The sequence below is a fragment of the Pseudomonas sp. MDT1-16 genome, assembly GCF_054898115.1.
This window is the reverse complement of sequence record NZ_CM142717.1, coordinates 4,416,947-4,435,465: the sequence shown is the minus strand read 5'-3', so window position 1 is coordinate 4,435,465 and position 18,519 is coordinate 4,416,947. Positions and strand designations below refer to the sequence as shown.

Genomic DNA, 18,519 nt, shown 5'->3' with positions numbered 1-18,519 from the left:
GCTTCTAATTGAATGGTTGCCCGCCGAGGACACATGATGGCTGACGATATGAATACCCAGGACGACCAGGCGCTGGCCGATGAATGGGCTGCTGCCCTGGAAGAAACCGGCGATGCCGGGCAGGACGACATCGACGCCTTGCTGGCCGCCGACGCCGCCAGTTCGCCGTCCAACCGTCTGCCGATGGAAGAATTCGGCAGCGTGCCGAAAAACAACAATCCAGTCACCCTGGACGGTCCGAACCTGGACGTGATCCTCGATATCCCGGTATCGATTTCCATGGAAGTCGGCAGCACCGACATCAACATTCGCAACCTGCTGCAACTCAACCAGGGTTCGGTGATCGAGCTCGATCGTCTGGCCGGTGAACCGCTGGACGTGCTGGTCAACGGCACGCTCATCGCTCACGGCGAAGTGGTGGTGGTCAACGAGAAGTTCGGCATCCGCCTGACCGACGTGATCAGCCCAAGCGAACGCATCAAGAAGCTGCGCTAAGTGAAAAAGGTTCTGGGCGTTCTTTTTGCCTTGCCGTTCAGCGTTCTGGCTGCCGAGCCGGTGGCGACGGCTGCCACCGCCGTCGCACCCGCGGTCAGCAGTGGTGTGGGCGGGCAATTGACACAGTTGGTGTTCGGTTTGCTGCTGGTGCTGGGGTTGATCTTCTTCCTCGCCTGGCTATTGCGCCGGGTGCAACAGGCCGGGCCGGCCGGCAAAGGGCAGGTGATCGAGCTGATCGGTTCCCGCGCGCTGGGCCCTCGCGACCGGTTGATGCTGGTGCAGGTGGGCAACGAGCAGATTCTGCTTGGCTTGAGCCCCGGCACCATCACCGCGTTGCACGTGCTCAAGGAGCCGGTGCAAGTGCCCAGCGGTACTGAAAAAGCGACCCCCGAGTTTGCCCAGCGCCTGATGGAGTTGATGGGCAAGGATCAGAAGGATAAGAAGTAATGGGTGCGTTACGCATCGTCTTGATGCTGGCCCTGATGCTGGCCGCGCCGCTGGCGTTCGCCGCCGATCCGTTGTCGATCCCGGCGATCACCCTGGGTACCAATGCCGAAGGCGCTCAGGAATATTCGGTCAGCCTGCAAATCCTGCTGATCATGACCGCGCTGAGTTTTATCCCGGCGTTCGTCATGCTGATGACCAGTTTTACCCGGATCATCATCGTCTTCTCGATCCTGCGTCAGGCCCTGGGCCTGCAGCAGACACCGTCTAACCAAATCCTCACGGGTATGGCGCTGTTCCTGACGCTGTTCATCATGGCGCCGGTGTTCGACCGTGTTAATCAAGATGCCTTGCAACCGTATCTGGCGGAGAAGCTCACCGCTCAAGACGCCGTGGCCAAGGCCCAGGTGCCGATCAAGGACTTCATGCTCGCCCAGACCCGCAGCAGCGATCTGGAGTTGTTCATGCGCTTGTCCAAACGCACTGATATCGCGTCGCCGGATCAGGCTCCGCTGACCATTTTGGTCCCGGCGTTCGTCACGTCCGAGCTGAAAACCGCCTTCCAGATTGGCTTCATGATCTTCATTCCGTTCCTGATCATCGACCTGGTCGTGGCCAGTGTGCTGATGGCCATGGGCATGATGATGCTCTCGCCGCTGATCATTTCGCTGCCGTTCAAGATCATGCTGTTCGTGCTGGTGGATGGCTGGGCGTTGATCATCGGTACGCTGGCGAGTAGCTTCGGCGGTGTATCGCCATGACGCCAGAAGTTGCGGTAGACATCTTTCGGGAGGCGCTGTGGCTGACCACCATGATGGTTGCCGTGCTGGTGATTCCGAGTTTGCTCGTGGGCCTGTTGGTGGCAATGTTCCAGGCCGCTACGCAGATCAACGAACAGACGCTGAGCTTTCTGCCGCGCTTGCTGGTGATGCTGGTGACGCTGATTGTCGCCGGTCCGTGGCTGGTGCAGACCTTCATGGAATACATCCTGCAGTTGTACGGCAATATTCCTCAGGTTATCGGCTAAGCCATGTCGCTGCTCCAGCTGACTGACACCCAGATCAGTACCTGGGTGGCGACGTTCATGTTGCCGCTGTTTCGCGTCGGTTCGTTGCTGATGGTCATGCCGATATTCGGTACGAGCCTGGTGCCCACGCGGATCCGCCTCTATTTCGCTGTGGCCATTACCGTGGTCATTGCCCCCGGCCTGCCACCCATGCCGCCGGTGAATGCGCTGGATCTGAGCGGGCTGCTGCTGATCGCCGAGCAGATCATCATCGGCGCGGTACTGGGTTTCTCCTTGCAGCTGTTCTTCCAGGCCTTCGTGGTTGCCGGGCAGATCGTCTCCATTCAGATGGGCATGGGCTTCGCTTCCATGGTCGACCCTACCAACGGTGTGTCGGTGGCAGTGATCGGGCAGTTCTTCACCATGCTGGTGACGCTGTTGTTCCTGTCGATGAATGGCCATCTCGTGGTGTTCGAAGTCCTCACCGAAAGCTTCACCACGCTGCCCGTCGGTAGCGGGTTTATGGTCAATCATTTCTGGGAGCTGGCCGGCAAGCTCGGTTGGGTCCTTGGGGCTGCTCTTATGCTGGTGCTGCCAGCGATCACCGCGCTGCTGGTAGTGAACATTGCGTTTGGCATCATGACCCGGGCGGCGCCGCAGCTGAACATCTTCTCCATCGGCTTCCCGCTGACCCTGGTGCTCGGGATGTACATCCTCTGGGTGGGGCTTGCGGACATCCTCAATCAGTATCAACCGCTGGCCTCCGAGGCCTTGCAGTTTTTACGCGAACTGGCACAGGCGCGCTGAGTCATGGCTGAGAGCGAAAGCGGTCAGGACAAAACAGAAGACCCCACGGAGAAACGTAAAAAGGACTCTCGCGAGAAAGGCGAGATTGCGCGCTCCAAGGAGCTCAACACGCTGGCGATCATGCTGGCTGGTTCCGCTGCGCTGCTGATTTTCGGCGGAGCCCTGGCGCAGGATTTGATGGAGTTGATGCGACAGAATTTTTCCCTGCCGCGAGAAGTCATCCTCGATCAGCGCTCGATGGGCACTTATCTGATGAACTCGGGACTGATGGCGTTGCTGGCGATTCAACCCATCATGATCACCCTGGTCCTGGTAGCATTGATCGGGCCGATTTCCCTGGGCGGCTGGCTGTTCGCGGCCAGTTCCCTGGCACCGAAGTTCAGTCGGATGAACCCCGCTGCCGGCCTCAAGCGCATGTTTTCGTTCAAGGCTGTGGCTGAGCTGCTCAAGGCGCTGGCGAAATTTTTCATCACCCTTACCGTGGCGCTTTTAGTGTTGTCATCGGACATTGATGACCTGATACGCATCGCACACGAACCATTGGAACTGGCCATCATCCACTGCTTGCAGGTGGTAGGCTGGAGTACGTTGTGGATGTCTTGCGGGCTGATCGTTATCGCTGCGGTGGATGTCCCGGTGCAGCTCTGGGAGAGCCACAAGAAACTGCTGATGACCAAGCAGGAAGTGCGTGACGAGCATAAAGATCAGGAAGGGCGGCCGGAGGTCAAACAACGGATTCGCCAGCTGCAGCGCGACATGTCCCAGCGCCGGATGATGGCGGCAATCCCCGACGCCGATGTGGTCATCACCAACCCGACTCACTACGCCGTAGCGCTCAAGTACGATCCGGACAAGGGCGGGGCGCCGATGCTGATCGCCAAGGGCAGCGACTTCCTGGCCTTGAAAATCCGTGAAATTGCTGTGGCCAACGACGTGCTGCTGCTTGAGTCGCCGGCGCTGGCACGTTCGATCTACTACTCCACCGAACTTGATCAGGAAATCCCTGGCGGGCTCTATCTTGCCGTCGCCCAGGTGCTCGCTTACGTCTACCAGATCCGCCAGCACCGCGCCGGCAAGGGCAAGCGCCCGGATCCGCTCAAGGGCGATCTGCCGATTCCGCCGGATCTGCGGCGCGATTCCTGATCCCTGCACCCTGTAGCAGCTGCCGAGCCTGCGAGGCTGCGTTCGGCTGCGCAGCAGTCGTAAAATCCTTGCGAGGACTTCGGTCGAGCGCGACCCCGGCTCAAGCGCAGCCTCGCAGGCTCGACAGCTGCTACAAAGGCTTAATCAATCCCTCTATTTTCCACCCCCGCAAAAGTTGGAAGGCTTCTTGCAGTAGCCGCTTTGCGCCTGCTTCAGGCGTCAAAAGTTTGCTTTAAAGGAACGGGGAAAACCGGTGGATCGCTCTCAGTTACTCAACAGTGCTCGCACAAACGTTGCCGACTTAAGTCGGGGCAATCTGGGTGTGCCGTTGTTGCTGCTGGTCATGCTGGCGATGATGATGTTGCCGATCCCGCCGTTCCTGCTGGACGTGTTCTTCACGTTCAATATTGCCTTGTCGATCGTGGTGTTGCTGGTGTGCGTTTATGCCTTGCGACCGCTGGATTTCGCGGTGTTTCCGACCATTCTGCTGGTGGCGACGCTACTGCGGCTGGCGTTGAACGTGGCCTCCACGCGGGTGGTGATGCTCCACGGTCAGGACGGTCACGCCTCCGCCGGTAAGGTGATCCAGGCCTTCGGTGAGGTGGTGATCGGCGGTAACTACGTGGTCGGTATCGTGGTCTTCGCGATTTTGATGATCATCAACTTCGTCGTAGTGACCAAGGGTGCCGGGCGGATTTCCGAGGTGAGCGCGCGCTTCACCCTCGATGCGATGCCCGGTAAACAAATGGCAATCGACGCCGACTTGAACGCCGGCCTGATCGATCAGAACCAAGCCAAAATGCGCCGGATGGAAGTGGCCCAGGAAGCCGAGTTCTACGGCTCCATGGACGGTGCCAGCAAGTTCGTTCGCGGTGACGCCATTGCCGGCCTGCTGATTCTGTTCATCAACCTGATCGGCGGCATGGCGGTCGGTATCTTCCAGCACGGCATGACCTTCGGCGATGCCGGTCGGGTGTACGCCTTGTTGACCATCGGTGACGGTTTGGTGGCGCAATTGCCATCACTGCTTTTATCTACAGCTGCAGCGATCATGGTGACCCGTGCTTCCGGTTCGGAAGACATGGGCAAGCAGATCAATCGCCAGATGTTCGCCTCGCCGAAAGCGTTGGCAGTGGCGGCGGGTATGATGGCGGTCATGGGCCTGGTGCCCGGCATGCCGCACTTCTCCTTTCTCAGCATGGCGGCCGTGGCGGCCGGCGGCGCGTACCTGTTCTGGAAGAAGCAGAACGTGGTCAAGGTTCAGGCCTTGCAAGAGGTCAAGCGTCAGCAGGAACTGTTGCCATCGCCCGCTCGCGCCCAGGAAACCAAGGAGCTTGGCTGGGACGACGTGACCCCGATCGACATGATCGGCCTGGAAGTCGGGTACCGGCTGATTCCGCTGGTGGACCGCAACCAGGGTGGTCAGTTGCTGGCGCGGATCAAAGGTGTGCGCAAGAAGCTGTCGCAGGATCTGGGCTTCCTGATGCCGACCGTGCATATCCGTGACAACCTCGACCTGGCGCCGAGTGCCTATCGCCTGACCCTGATGGGGGTGATCCTGGCCGAAGCGGAGATTTACCCGGACCGCGAACTGGCGATCAACCCGGGGCAGGTCTACGGGACGCTCAACGGCATTACCGCCAAAGATCCGGCTTTCGGTCTGGAGGCGGTCTGGATCGAAATCAGCCAGCGTGCCCAGGCGCAATCCCTCGGTTACACCGTGGTCGATGCCAGTACGGTAGTGGCAACCCACTTGAACCAGATTTTGTACAAGCACTCGAGCGAGTTGATCGGTCACGAAGAAGTGCAGCAACTCATGCAATTGTTGGCTAAAAGCTCGCCGAAACTGGCTGAAGAGCTGGTGCCTGGCGTGGTGTCTCTGTCGCAGCTGCTCAAAGTCTTGCAGGCTTTGCTGGCCGAACAGGTGCCAGTACGGGACATTCGCAGCATTGCCGAGGCCATCGCCAACAATGCCGCCAAGAGTCAAGATACTGCCGCGCTGGTGGCCGCCGTGCGCGTCGGCGTATCCCGCGCAATCGTCCAAAGCATTGTAGGCACTGACTCCGAGCTACCAGTGATCACCCTGGAGCCAAGGTTGGAACAAATATTGCTCAATAGTCTTCAGAAGGCAGGACAAGGCTCGGAAGAGGGCGTTCTGTTGGAGCCAAGCATGGCTGAAAAACTGCAACGCTCGTTGATCGACGCGGCGCAGCGTCAGGAAATGCAAGGTCAGCCGGTGATTCTGCTGGTAGCCGGTCCGGTTCGCGCGATGCTGTCGCGATTCGGCCGATTGGCAGTCCCGGGTTTGCACGTGTTGGCGTATCAGGAAATTCCTGACAACAAGCAAGTGACCATCGTTGCGACAGTAGGGCCCAACGGCTGAGGTAGTGGTTTATGCAAGTTAAGCGTTTTTTCGCCGCCGATATGCGTCAGGCCATGAAACTGGTTCGTGATGAGCTGGGCGCTGAAGCCGCCATCATTGGCAACCGCCGGATCGCCGGTGGTGTCGAGTTGACGGCTGCCCTGGATTACAAGTTGTCGGCGCTGGCCCCGCGCGTTCCGAACATGGAACTCGAAGACGAGCTGCGCAAGACCCAGTCGCGGATCGTTACCGCCCAGGCCGAACTGAGCCTGCGAGGCGAAGGCGAGAGCGACAAGAGCACCAATCGCCAGTTGTTCGCCGGCCTGCCACTGACCGCCGCCGAACCGCTGATAGAACCGACCTACGCCGAACCCCGTCGGCCTGCACCGGCCGCTGCGCCAGCCTCCGGTGGTGTGGACCCGCGGGCGTTCGACTCGATGCGTTTCGAACTCAACAGCTTGCGCGAACTGATGGAAGTGCAACTCGGCTCCCTGGCCTGGAATCAGCTGCAAGGCAGCCGTCCGGCCCAGGCCAATCTTTGGCGTCGCCTGCAACGCATCGGCCTGTCCGGCCCGTTGTCGCGCGATTTGCTGGCGCTGATTACCGATATTGAAGAACCTCGTCAGGCCTGGCGCATGTTGCTGGCGCACCTGGCGCGGATGATCGCCACACCGGAAGTCGAGCCGCTGGAAGAGGGCGGTGTGATTGCCATGGTCGGCCCTGCCGGCATGGGCAAGACCACCACGCTGGCCAAGCTCGCTGCCCGCTACGTGCTCAAGTACGGCGCGCAGAATATCGCGTTGGTGAGCATGGACAGCTACCGTATTGGCGCTCAGGAGCAGCTCAAGACCCTCGGCCGGATCCTCAATGTGTCGGTGACTCACGTCGATCCGGGTCAGTCGCTGGTGCAGGCGCTGGAGCCCTTGCTGCGCAAACGCGTGGTGCTGATCGATACCGCGGGCCTCCAGGCCAGCGATCCGGCACTGCGCATGCAGCTCGAAAGCCTGGCCGGTCGTGGGATCAAATCGAAAAATTATCTGGTGTTGGCAACCACCAGCCAGAAACAGGTTCTAACGGCCGCTTATCACAGTTACAAGCGTTGTGGGCTCGCTGGCTGCATCCTGACTAAACTGGATGAAACGGCAAGTCTGGGCGAGGTGTTGAGCCTGGCCATCAGTCATGAATTGCCGGTGGCCTACCTGACCGATGGCCCGCGGATTCCGGATGATTTGCATCTGCCGCGTCGTCATCAGTTGGTCAGTCGCGCCGTCAGCGTGCAAATGCAAGAAGAACCCAGCGAAGAAGCCATGGCTGACATGTTCGCTGATATTTACCACAGCCCGACCAAGCAGGTCGGCTGAGGTATTAATGAACTGTTTTTGTACCTACATCGATGGTCTGCCATGCATTGTTCATTTTGTGAACGCGCAGCCAGTAATGTGGCCTCCGTCTAAGTAAGACAAGGTAAAGAAAATTCATGGGCAGCATGCATCCCGTACAGGTGATCGCGGTGACCGGCGGCAAAGGTGGCGTCGGGAAAACTAACGTGTCAGTGAACTTGTCCCTGGCTCTAGCTGAACTCGGCCGGCGCGTCATGCTGCTGGACGCCGATCTGGGGCTGGCGAACGTCGACGTCCTGCTGGGACTGACACCCAAACGTACGTTGGCCGACGTGATCGAAGGCCGCTGCGAGCTGCGCGACGTATTGTTGCAAGGCCCTGGCGGCATCCGCATCGTCCCGGCCGCGTCCGGTACACAGAGCATGGTTCATCTGAGCCCGGCCCAACACGCCGGCCTGATCCAGGCGTTCAGCGATATCGGCGACAACCTCGACGTATTGGTGATCGACACCGCTGCGGGCATTGGTGAGTCGGTAGTCAGTTTCGTTCGCGCAGCGCAAGAAGTCTTGCTGGTGGTCTGTGACGAGCCGACCTCGATCACTGATGCCTACGCACTGATCAAACTGCTAAACCGCGATTACGGCATGAACCGTTTCCGCGTCCTGGCCAACATGGCCCAGAGCCCGCAGGAAGGTCGCAACCTGTTCGCCAAGTTGACCAAGGTCACGGATCGCTTCCTCGACGTCGCCTTACAATACGTCGGCGCGGTGCCTTACGACGAAAGCGTGCGCAAGGCCGTGCAGAAGCAGCGCGCCGTCTATGAAGCCTTCCCGCGTTCCAAGTGCTCCCTGGCGTTCAAGGCCATTGCACAGAAGGTCGATACCTGGCCGTTGCCTGCCAACCCGCGTGGGCACCTGGAGTTTTTCGTCGAGCGCCTCGTGCAACAAACGGCAGGACCGGTGCTATGACAGCCAGCGGCTACAACCTCTACAAGAAGTCGGCACGTGACGCGCAGTACGAGCTGATCGAGCGTTACGCGCCACTGGTTAAACGCATTGCCTACCACTTGCTGGCGCGTCTGCCGGCCAGTGTCCAGGTCGAAGACCTGATCCAGGCCGGGATGATCGGCCTGCTTGAAGTGTCGACCAAATACGACGCCAGCAAAGGCGCGAGCTTCGAGACGTACGCGGGCATTCGAATCCGCGGCGCGATGCTCGATGAAGTGCGCAAGGGGGACTGGGCGCCACGTTCGGTCCACCGCAATACCCGGATGGTCAGCGACGCCATTCGCTCGATTGAAGCTAAAACCGGTCGTGACGCTAAAGATCACGAGGTTGCGGCCGAACTCCAATTGAGTCTCGACGATTATTACGGGATTTTGAACGACACCCTGGGCAGCCGGTTATTCAGTTTCGACGATCTGTTGCAGGACGGCGAACACGAAGGGTTGCACGAGGATGGCGCCAGTGCTCATCTCGAACCGTCGCGCGATCTGGAAGATGAACGCTTCCAGATGGCACTGGCGGACGCGATTGCCAATTTGCCGGAGCGTGAGCGACTGGTGTTGGCGCTGTACTACGACGAAGAGTTGAATCTCAAGGAAATCGGTGAGGTCCTGGGGGTCAGCGAGTCTCGGGTCAGCCAGTTACACAGCCAGTGCGCGGCCCGTTTGCGGGGGCGTTTGGGGGAGTGGCGAGCGCGCTGAAGGCAGTGTGGGGACACTGCGAACGTGGCTGGTGGGGTGTTGAACCGCACGAGTCCCGATCTGTTGTGCTCCAGACAGTCATTGAGTGCTTTGCCGGATTGATTGAAATGGCGTGTCCAGGTGCTGGGCGCGTTTAAGACTGCTTGGAGGTCGAATTGAACAAGAACATGAAAATCCTCATCGTTGATGACTTCTCAACGATGCGGCGGATCATAAAAAACCTGTTGCGTGACCTTGGGTTCACCAACACGGTCGAGGCCGATGATGGCACCACTGCCATTCCGGTCCTCAACAGCGGGAGCATCGACTTTCTGGTAACGGACTGGAACATGCCCGGCATGACCGGTATCGATCTGCTGCGCCACGTGCGCGCCGATGAAAAGCTCAAGCACCTGCCGGTGCTGATGGTGACCGCTGAGGCCAAGCGCGAGCAGATCATCGAGGCAGCCCAGGCCGGTGTTAACGGCTATGTGGTCAAACCCTTTACGGCCCAGGCGTTGAAAGAAAAAATCGAAAAGATTTTCGAACGCATCGGTTAAGAAACTGCGCCACGGGGGAGCTATGGAGCATAACGAATCTTCACAGGGCGATTTCGAGTCGACCCTGAAAAAACACGCTGTCGAACTGGTCGAAAGCCTTGAAAAAGGCAGGTTCGGCGACGCCGTGCAACTGATCCATGAGCTCAACCAGACCCGTGACCGCGGCCTGTACCAGGAAGTGGGCAAGCTCACTCGCGAGCTGCATAGCGCGATCGTCAATTTCCAGATTGACCCGAACATGCCGCAAGCCGAGGAAGTGTCGCAGATCACGGACGCCACCGAGCGTCTGGGCTATGTGGTCAAGCTGACCGAGGCCGCGGCCAACCGCACCATGGACCTGGTGGAGAACGCCACGCCGCTGGTCAACGGCCTGAGCGATGAAGCCCAGGCCTTGAGCACCGACTGGGGACGGTTCATGCGTCGGGAAGTCGGGGCTGAAGAGTTCCGCGAACTGGCCCGGCGAGTCGACGGTTTCCTGACCCGCAGCAGCGAAGACAATCGCGTGGTGTCGAGCAACCTCAACGACATTCTGCTCGCTCAGGATTACCAGGACCTCACCGGTCAGGTGATCAAGCGTGTGACCCAATTGGTCACCGAAGTTGAAAGCAACCTGCTCAAGCTCGTACTTATGGCCAGTCAGGTGGACCGCTTTGCGGGCATCGAACATGACCGTGAAGCGATGCTGGCTGAAAAAGATCCGCAAAAACATCTCTCTCAGGGTGAAGGTCCGCAGATTCATGCCGATAAAAGAGAAGACGTTGTGTCCGGTCAGGACGATGTAGACGATTTGCTTTCCAGCCTTGGATTCTAGGAGCACCCCTACACATGAGCTTCGGCGCCGATGAAGAGATCCTTCAGGATTTCCTGGTTGAGGCCGGCGAGATTCTAGAGCAACTGTCCGAACAGCTGGTCGAGCTTGAAAGCCGACCCGATGATGCGGACTTGCTCAATGCAATTTTTCGCGGTTTTCACACTGTAAAAGGAGGCGCCGGCTTCCTCCAGCTCAACGAGCTGGTGGAGTGCTGTCACATCGCCGAGAACGTGTTCGACATCCTGCGCAAGGGTGAACGTCGCGTCGACTCGGAACTGATGGACGTGGTTCTCGAAGCGCTGGATGCGGTGAACGGCATGTTTACCGAAGTCCGCGAGCGCAGCCCGATCACGGCTGCCACGCCAGAATTGTTGGCAGCTCTGGCCCATCTGGCCGAGCCGAAAATTGAAGAAGCCGCACCGGTTGCCGACGTGGTCGAAATACCGGCTGCCGACAGCGAGTCGGGCGACATCACCGATAACGAATTCGAACAACTGCTGGACTCGCTGAACGCCGTCAAGGCTCAGGCAGAAGCCCCGGCAGCTGTGCCAGCGCCGAGCAGCAATGCGGCGGGCAGCGACGAAATCACCGATGCCGAGTTCGAGTCGTTGCTCGATCAACTGCACGGTAAAGGCCAGTTCGCCGTCGATGCGGTGGCCCCGGCGCCAGCCGCACCGGCTGCCCCGAAAGCGGCAGGCGACAGCTCCGATATCACCGACGACGAGTTCGAAGCACTGCTCGATCAGCTGCACGGCAAGGGCAACTTTGCCGTTGATGCGCTGGAATCGGCCATTGCTGCGGTCCCGGCCCCGGCTGCGCCAACCGCTAAAGCGGCTGGCGGCGATCTGATCTCCGATCACGAGTTCGAATCACTGCTCGACGAGTTGCACGGCAAAGGCAAGTTCACTGAAGTCGGTACCGCGTCGGGCGCCAGCGCTTCGGTTGCGGCGCCAATTGCCAAGGCTGTAGCAGCGAAACCCGTTGCCAAAGCGCCCGAGCCTAAAGCCGAAGCGCCGAAGCCTGTTGCTGCTGCACCGGCTCCGGCTCGTGCGCCGGCCGCGCCACCGGCGGAAAAACCGGCCAGCGAAGCCGAGACCACCGTGCGGGTCGATACCGCGCGTCTCGACGAAATCATGAACATGGTCGGCGAGTTGGTACTGGTGCGTAACCGTTTGGTCCGTCTGGGCCTCAACAGCGGCGACGAAGCCATGTCCAAGGCCGTGTCGAACCTCGATGTGGTCACGGCCGACCTGCAAACCGCGGTCATGAAGACCCGGATGCAACCGATCAAGAAGGTCTTCGGGCGTTTCCCGCGTCTGGTTCGCGACCTGGCTCGCCAGCTCAAGAAAGAGATCAACCTGGAACTGGTCGGCGAAGAAACCGACCTCGACAAGAACCTCGTCGAGGCCCTGGCCGACCCGCTGGTCCACTTGGTGCGCAACTCGGTTGACCACGGTATCGAAGAGCCGGCCGAGCGCGAAGCGATGGGCAAGCCTCGCAGCGGCAAGGTGATCCTGTCCGCTGAACAGGAAGGCGACCACATCCTGCTGTCGATTTCTGATGACGGCAAGGGCATGGACGCCGATGTTCTGCGCGGCATTGCCGTGAAGAAAGGCTTGATGGACAAGGATGCGGCAGATCGCCTCAGCGAGTCTGATTGCTTCAACCTGATCTTCGCGCCGGGTTTCTCGACCAAGACCGAAATTTCCGATGTCTCCGGACGCGGCGTGGGCATGGACGTGGTGAAAACCAAAATCGCCCAGCTCAACGGCACCATCAATATATATTCGACCAAGGGCAAGGGCTCAAAGATCGTCATCAAGGTCCCGTTGACCCTGGCGATCATGCCGACGCTGATGGTCATGCTCGGCAACCAGGCGTTTGCGTTCCCGCTGGTGAACGTCAACGAGATCTTCCACCTCGACCTGTCGCGCACCAACGTGGTGGACGGCCAGGAAGTGGTGATCGTGCGGGACAAGGCACTGCCATTGTTCTACCTCAAACGCTGGCTGGTCGCCTCCGCCGCTCACGAAGAGCAGCGCGAGGGCCATGTGGTGATCCTTTCGGTGGGCACTCAGCGGATCGGCTTCGTCGTCGATCAACTGGTGGGCCAGGAAGAAGTGGTCATCAAGCCATTGGGCAAAATGCTCCAGGGAACCCCGGGCATGTCCGGCGCCACCATCACCGGTGACGGCCGCATTGCGCTGATTCTCGATGTTCCGAGCATGCTCAAGCGTTACGCCGCACGGCGTATTTGATTCTGGTGGAGCGGGGCGACTGAGCCTCGCTCCGTCTAACGGAGTGTTTATGGCAGTTAAAGTCCTGGTGGTGGACGATTCGGGGTTTTTCCGCCGCCGCGTCTCGGAAATTCTTTCAGCGGATCCGAATATCCAGGTCGTCGGCACGGCGACCAACGGAAAAGAGGCGATTGATCAGGCGCTGGCCCTCAAGCCAGACGTGATCACCATGGACTACGAGATGCCGATGATGGATGGCATCACGGCAGTGCGGCACATCATGCAGCGCTGCCCGACCCCGGTGTTGATGTTTTCCTCGCTGACACATGAAGGCGCTCGGGTCACTCTCGATGCGCTGGACGCCGGCGCGGTGGATTTCCTGCCGAAGAATTTCGAAGACATCTCCCGCAACCCGGAGAAGGTCAAGCAACTGCTGTGCGAGAAGATTCTCAGCATCTCGCGCAGTAACCGTCGTGCCAGCACCTACAGTGCTCCGGCACCCGTCGCCGCGCCAGCCCCGACGCCTGCGCCTGCGAGCGTCAGCAGTTACGGCAGCAGCGTGCCTGCGCGTCCGTCACCGGCGTCGATTCCGGCGCGTACGCACGCCCCCGCCTCGTCGTCGCCAGCGCCGAAACGCAAAGCCTACAGATTGGTCGCCATCGGTACGTCCACTGGCGGCCCGGTTGCCCTGCAGCGGGTTCTGACCCAATTGCCGGCCAACTTCCCGGCACCGATTGTGTTGATCCAGCACATGCCGGCCGCCTTCACCAAGGCCTTCGCCGAACGTCTGGACAAGCTCTGCCGCATCAGCGTCAAGGAAGCCGAGGATGGTGACATCCTGCGTCCGGGCCTGGCGCTGCTGGCGCCGGGTGGCAAGCAAATGATGATCGACGGCCGTGGCGCGGTGAAAATTCTCCCGGGTGACGAGCGATTGAATTACAAGCCGTGTGTGGACATCACCTTCGGTTCGGCGGCCAAGACCTACGGCGACAAAGTTCTGGCGGTCGTGTTGACCGGCATGGGTGCCGATGGTCGCGAAGGCGCGCGTCTGCTCAAACAGGGCGGCAGCTCGATTTGGGCCCAGGATGAAGCCAGCTGCGTGATCTACGGCATGCCGATGGCCATCGTCAAAGCCGAACTCGCCGACGCGGTGTACGGCCTGGATGATATTGGCAAGCATCTGGTCGAGGCTTGTATCTGATGGATGTGTTAAGCCTCATCGGGATCATCATGGCGTTTGTCGCCATCATTGGCGGCAACTACCTTGAAGGCGGTCACCTCGGCGCGCTGGCCAACGGCCCGGCGGCGTTGATCGTACTCGGTGGGACCCTCGGTGCGGCGCTGCTGCAGGCGCCGATGAGCGCCTTCAAGCGCGCTATGCAGATTCTGGCCTGGATCCTGTTTCCACCTCGCGTGGACCTGGCCGGCGGAATCGATCGCGTCGTCAACTGGAGCCTGACCGCGCGCAAGGAAGGCCTGCTCGGGCTGGAAGGGGTGGCCGACGCCGAATCTGACAACTACTCGCGCAAAGGCCTGCAACTGCTGGTGGACGGCGCGGAGCCGGAAGCGATTCGCAGCATCCTGGAAGTCGATTTCTTCACCCAGGAGAGCCGCGACATCGAAGCCGCCAAAGTCTTCGAAAGTATGGGCGGCTACGCGCCGACCATCGGCATCATTGGTGCGGTGATGGGCCTGATCCACGTGATGGGCAACCTGGCCGATCCATCGCAACTGGGGAGCGGCATTGCCGTGGCTTTCGTCGCGACCATCTACGGCGTGGCCAGTGCCAACCTGGTGCTGCTGCCGATTGCCGCCAAACTCAAGTCCGTCGCTTTGCGACAGTCGCGTTATCGCGAAATGTTGTTGGAAGGCATTCTGTCGATCGCCGAAGGTGAAAACCCTCGCTCTATTGAGTTGAAGCTTCAGGGCTTCATGGATTGATGGGAGACATGGACCATGGCACGTCGTCGCCAACCTGAAGAACATGTAAACCATGAGCGTTGGCTGGTTTCGTACGCCGACTTCATTACGTTGCTGTTCGCTTTCTTCGTGGTGATGTACTCGATCTCTTCGATCAACGAAGGCAAGTACAAAGTCATTTCGGAAGCATTGATCGGCGTGTTCTCTGATTCGGATCGTGCGCTCAAGCCGATCCCGATTGGCGACGAGCGACCGAAGACCGTGACCCCGGCCAAGCCGCTGGTTAAAGACGCCGAGCAGGTCGACGCCGGTATCGCGGGTGCCAGCGATCCGCTCAAAAGCATCGCCGACGACATCAGCGCCGCGTTCGGCGACTTGATCAGCTCCAATCAGATGACCATTCGCGGCAATGAGCTGTGGGTCGAGATCGAACTCAATTCCAGCCTGTTGTTCGGCAGTGGCGACGCCATGCCCAGTGACATCGCGTTCAACATCATCGACAAGGTCGCCGCGATTCTGAAGCCGTTCGACAACCCGATTCACGTTGAAGGCTTCACTGACGATCAACCGATCCGCACCGCGCAATACCCGACCAACTGGGAGCTGTCCTCGGCCCGTTCGGCGAGCATCGTGCGCATGCTGGCGATGCAGGGTGTGAACCCTGGCCGTCTGGCGTCGGTAGGTTACGGCGAGTTCCAGCCAGTGGCCAACAACGCGACTGCCGAGGGGCGGGCGCGTAACCGTCGGGTTGTGCTGGTGGTGTCACGAAATCTTGATGTACGCCGCAGTCTCACCGGTACCGGAACGGCCAATGCGCATCCGGATGCCGCGTTGAAGCGTGCTGGCACACAAACTGCACCGACCCCGGTCAAGTCGCCGGTACGAGAGAGCGCCGTCAATTCTCCGTCACCCGCATTAATACGTTGAGCTAATTCTCGGTCGACCATTTCGACCGGGAGGAACAATCCGAATGAGAGTCTGGGCAGTCGCCAATCAAAAGGGTGGTGTCGGTAAAACCACTTCCTCTATCGCTTTAGCCGGTTTACTGGCCGAGGCGGGCAAGCGCGTGGTCGTGGTCGATCTCGACCCCCACGGCTCCATGACCAGCTATTTCGGCTATGACCCCGACAGTCTGGAACACAGCAGCTATGACCTGTTCCTGCACAAGGGCAGTGTGCCGCAAGGCTTGCCTGGTCAGTTGTTGTTGCCCACCAGCCACGAGCGTATTTCCCTGTTGCCATCGAGCACCGCACTCGCGACTCTCGAGCGCCAGTCGCCGGGTCAGAGTGGCTTGGGCCTGGTGATTGCCAAGAGCCTGGCGCAACTGTGGCAAGACTTCGACTACGCCGTGATCGACAGCCCGCCGTTGCTCGGTTTGCTGATGGTCAATGCCTTGGCGGCGAGCCAGCAATTGGTAATTCCGGTGCAGACCGAGCACTTGGCGGTCAAAGGCCTGGAGCGCATGGTCAACACCCTGGCGATGATCAACCGTTCACGCAAACAGGCGCTGCCCTTCAGCATCGTGCCGACCCTGTTCGACCGCCGCACGCAGGCTTCCCTTGGCACTCTGCGGGTGTTGCGCGACAAGTACCCGGAAGAAATCTGGCAGGGCTACATTCCAGTCGACACCCGCTTGCGTGACGCCAGCCGGGCCGGGGTGACGCCTTCGCAATTTGACGGCAAGAGCCGTGGTGTTCTTGCCTACCGCGCACTGCTCAAGCATTTGCTGGCAGCACAACTTGTCCCGCAGGTGGCGTGAGATGAACCGCCCGGTAAAAATCACCTCGCGCCCGCAACTCGCGCTCCAGTCTTATCTGGACAGCTTGCTGATGGAGGCGACCGAAGAGTTGCCGCCGGAAATCGAGGCGCTACCCGAGGTTGTGGAGGTTGAAGCAGCTCTGGACGAATTCCAGGCGGCGGTGCTTGAAGAACAGGCTCGTGATGCGCAGAAACTCGCCGTGGTCGCCGCGCTGAAGGTAGCGCCAGTGGTAGCCCCCGTGGTGAAAGCACCTGTTGTGATCGAAGAAGCACCGGCACCGGTTCTGGCGCCTGTATCGACTATCGCACCGCTGCTGCAAGCCCTGGTGCCGCCAGTGGTTGACGTCCATCTGCCGCCGAGCAACACGCCGCCACCGGTGGAAACCGATGGTCGTCCGTCATGGGCCGCCGAGCCATTCGAATGCCTGTTGTTCGATGTCGCCGGGTTGACCCTGGCGGTACCGCTGGTGTGTCTGGGCTCGATTTACTCCCTGGCCGGCCACGAGCTGACGCCGCTGTTTGGTCAGCCGGAATGGTTCCTCGGGATTCTGCCGAGCCAGGCCGGCAACCTGAAAGTGTTGGACACCGCGCGGTGGGTCATGCCTGACCGCTACCGCGACGATTTCCGTCAGGGCCTGCAGTACGTTATTTCGGTTCAGGGCTACGAGTGGGGGCTGGCGGTGCATCAGGTCAGCCGCTCGTTGCGCCTGGACCCGGACGAAATCAAATGGCGCAGCCACCGTGGTCAACGGCCATGGCTGGCGGGCACCGTGATTGAACACATGTGTGCGTTGCTCGATGTTTCCGCACTGGCCGAGTTGATCGCCAGCGGCGGGGCAAAGCACATGAGCAGCGTTAAACCAGCGCACAAACCAACATAAAATCACGTGACGGCAGTGACTGCCGTCGCACAGAACATACACCGCTAGGGCGGTTTTTCGAGGGGTCAGGGTATGAATGATAAGGCGTCGTCTGCAAAGGGTTCCGAAGATCCGATCCTGCAATGGGTAACCTTCAAACTGGACAACGAAACCTACGGCATCAACGTGATGCGCGTTCAGGAAGTCCTGCGTTACACCGAAATCGCCCCGGTCCCGGGTGCCCCGAGCTACGTGCTGGGCATCATCAACCTGCGCGGTAACGTGGTCACTGTGATCGACACCCGCCAGCGCTTCGGCCTGATGAACGCCGAGATCAGCGACAACACCCGTATCGTCATCATCGAAGCCGACAAGCAAGTGGTCGGGATCATGGTCGATAGCGTGGCCGAAGTGGTTTACCTGCGTCAGTCGGAAATCGAAACCGCGCCGAACGTCGGTAACGAAGAATCCGCCAAGTTCATTCAAGGCGTGTGCAACAAGAACAACGAACTGCTGATTCTGGTCGAGCTGGACAAGATGATGAGCGAAGAAGAGTGGTCGGACCTGGAGAACATCTGATTGATTCTTGAGGTGGCGGTCATTGTCCTGTTCCTCTTCTGGGCAGGCACGCTGGCGATGTTTTTGGCGTACATACGAGGCCAACGACTGATCGCTGCGCAGCAGGCCCAGGGCGATGCGCTGCGTGATCAGCGCATCAAGGACCTGACCCGGCGTGTCGAGGACTACCAGAGCGGCAGCGTGCGCATGGGTGAAGACCTGCACGAACTGCGCGCGGTCGTCGGCCCGTTGCCGGACAAGCTGGCTCAGCTGGAACAGCGCGATCCGTCGAGCCTGTCGTTTGCCCAAGCGGCGCGACTGGTCGGGATGGGCGCGAGTGTTGATGAACTGACTCAGTCGTGTGGCTTGACCCAGGCTGAGGCGGAGTTGATGAGTAAGTTGCACAAAAGCTAAGAAGATCAAAAGATCGCTGTCTTCGGCAGCTCTACGGGTGTTCACAAATCCATAGGAGCTTGCCGAACGCTGCGATTTTTTTGCGTTTAGACACCGTTAGATGCGGCTCCCCTTCGCGAA

Annotated in this window: 20 protein-coding genes; all 20 read left to right on the top strand. The window is 59.8% G+C overall.

What is annotated here, in order from left to right:
• Nucleotides 1–36 precede the first annotated feature (36 nt).
• The 20 genes from fliN (at nt 37) to ACYZT3_RS20260 (ending at nt 18,399) form a co-directional block, all read left to right on the top strand.
• On the top strand, nt 37–495 hold the full coding sequence (gene fliN / locus ACYZT3_RS20355; protein ID WP_282377495.1) for a flagellar motor switch protein FliN: 459 nt from the start codon (nt 37–39) through the stop codon (nt 493–495).
• A complete protein-coding gene (gene fliO, locus ACYZT3_RS20350; RefSeq protein ID WP_462030571.1) occupies nt 496–942 on the top strand; it encodes a flagellar biosynthetic protein FliO in 447 nt (148 codons plus the stop codon).
• A complete protein-coding gene (fliP, locus tag ACYZT3_RS20345; protein ID WP_282377497.1) occupies nt 942–1,700 on the top strand; it encodes a flagellar type III secretion system pore protein FliP in 759 nt (252 codons plus the stop codon). Before fliO ends, fliP begins: the two co-directional genes overlap by 1 nt.
• Nucleotides 1,697–1,966, top strand: a complete 270-nt coding sequence (fliQ, locus tag ACYZT3_RS20340) for a flagellar biosynthesis protein FliQ (RefSeq protein ID WP_010456946.1) — start codon at nt 1,697–1,699, stop codon at nt 1,964–1,966. Before fliP ends, fliQ begins: the two co-directional genes overlap by 4 nt.
• A 3-nt stretch (nt 1,967–1,969) precedes the next feature.
• On the top strand, nt 1,970–2,752 hold the full coding sequence (gene fliR, locus ACYZT3_RS20335) for a flagellar biosynthetic protein FliR (protein ID WP_282377498.1): 783 nt from the start codon (nt 1,970–1,972) through the stop codon (nt 2,750–2,752).
• Nucleotides 2,753–2,755: 3 nt separating this feature from the next.
• Complete coding sequence (gene flhB / locus ACYZT3_RS20330) at nt 2,756–3,895, top strand: flagellar biosynthesis protein FlhB (RefSeq protein ID WP_282377499.1); 1,140 nt, start codon at nt 2,756–2,758, stop codon at nt 3,893–3,895.
• Nucleotides 3,896–4,148: 253 nt separating this feature from the next.
• Entirely contained in the window at nt 4,149–6,278 is a 2,130-nt protein-coding gene (gene flhA, locus ACYZT3_RS20325) for a flagellar biosynthesis protein FlhA (RefSeq protein ID WP_449642388.1), read from the top strand.
• 11 nt (nt 6,279–6,289) lie between these two features.
• The gene (gene flhF, locus ACYZT3_RS20320) at nt 6,290–7,618 is read left to right on the top strand and encodes a flagellar biosynthesis protein FlhF (RefSeq protein WP_282377501.1); all 1,329 of its coding nucleotides are present in this window, start codon (nt 6,290–6,292) and stop codon (nt 7,616–7,618) included.
• A 116-nt stretch (nt 7,619–7,734) separates the two neighbouring features.
• Nucleotides 7,735–8,565 (top strand): flagellar synthesis regulator FleN, encoded by an 831-nt coding sequence (fleN, locus tag ACYZT3_RS20315; protein ID WP_007975361.1) that lies wholly within the window; start codon nt 7,735–7,737, stop codon nt 8,563–8,565.
• A complete protein-coding gene (gene fliA / locus ACYZT3_RS20310) occupies nt 8,562–9,302 on the top strand; it encodes an RNA polymerase sigma factor FliA (protein WP_282377502.1) in 741 nt (246 codons plus the stop codon). The genes fleN and fliA overlap by 4 nt, the downstream gene beginning before the upstream one ends.
• Nucleotides 9,303–9,469: 167 nt before the next feature.
• Entirely contained in the window at nt 9,470–9,841 is a 372-nt protein-coding gene (locus ACYZT3_RS20305) for a chemotaxis response regulator CheY (protein WP_003183998.1), read from the top strand.
• A 22-nt stretch (nt 9,842–9,863) separates the two neighbouring features.
• The gene (locus ACYZT3_RS20300; protein ID WP_282377503.1) at nt 9,864–10,652 is read left to right on the top strand and encodes a protein phosphatase CheZ; all 789 of its coding nucleotides are present in this window, start codon (nt 9,864–9,866) and stop codon (nt 10,650–10,652) included.
• A gap of 14 nt (nt 10,653–10,666) precedes the next feature.
• The gene (locus ACYZT3_RS20295) at nt 10,667–12,910 is read left to right on the top strand and encodes a chemotaxis protein CheA (protein WP_462030570.1); all 2,244 of its coding nucleotides are present in this window, start codon (nt 10,667–10,669) and stop codon (nt 12,908–12,910) included.
• A gap of 49 nt (nt 12,911–12,959) precedes the next feature.
• Nucleotides 12,960–14,090, top strand: coding sequence for a protein-glutamate methylesterase/protein-glutamine glutaminase (locus ACYZT3_RS20290; protein WP_462030569.1), 1,131 nt, complete (start codon nt 12,960–12,962; stop codon nt 14,088–14,090).
• The gene (locus ACYZT3_RS20285; protein WP_282377506.1) at nt 14,090–14,830 is read left to right on the top strand and encodes a flagellar motor protein; all 741 of its coding nucleotides are present in this window, start codon (nt 14,090–14,092) and stop codon (nt 14,828–14,830) included. The genes ACYZT3_RS20290 and ACYZT3_RS20285 overlap by 1 nt, the downstream gene beginning before the upstream one ends.
• A 15-nt stretch (nt 14,831–14,845) precedes the next feature.
• Nucleotides 14,846–15,736, top strand: a complete 891-nt coding sequence (gene motD / locus ACYZT3_RS20280) for a flagellar motor protein MotD (RefSeq protein WP_282377507.1) — start codon at nt 14,846–14,848, stop codon at nt 15,734–15,736.
• Nucleotides 15,737–15,779: 43 nt separating this feature from the next.
• Entirely contained in the window at nt 15,780–16,568 is a 789-nt protein-coding gene (locus ACYZT3_RS20275) for a ParA family protein (protein ID WP_282377508.1), read from the top strand.
• Nucleotide 16,569: 1 nt separating this feature from the next.
• Nucleotides 16,570–17,448 (top strand): CheW domain-containing protein, encoded by an 879-nt coding sequence (locus ACYZT3_RS20270; protein WP_282377510.1) that lies wholly within the window; start codon nt 16,570–16,572, stop codon nt 17,446–17,448.
• Between the two features lie 72 nt (nt 17,449–17,520).
• Nucleotides 17,521–18,006 (top strand): chemotaxis protein CheW, encoded by a 486-nt coding sequence (locus ACYZT3_RS20265; RefSeq protein ID WP_131061597.1) that lies wholly within the window; start codon nt 17,521–17,523, stop codon nt 18,004–18,006.
• Nucleotides 18,007–18,399 carry a DUF2802 domain-containing protein gene (locus tag ACYZT3_RS20260; protein ID WP_282377511.1) on the top strand — a complete coding sequence of 131 codons (393 nt, stop codon included), beginning with the start codon at nt 18,007–18,009 and terminating at the stop codon, nt 18,397–18,399.
• Nucleotides 18,400–18,519: the final 120 nt, after the last annotated feature.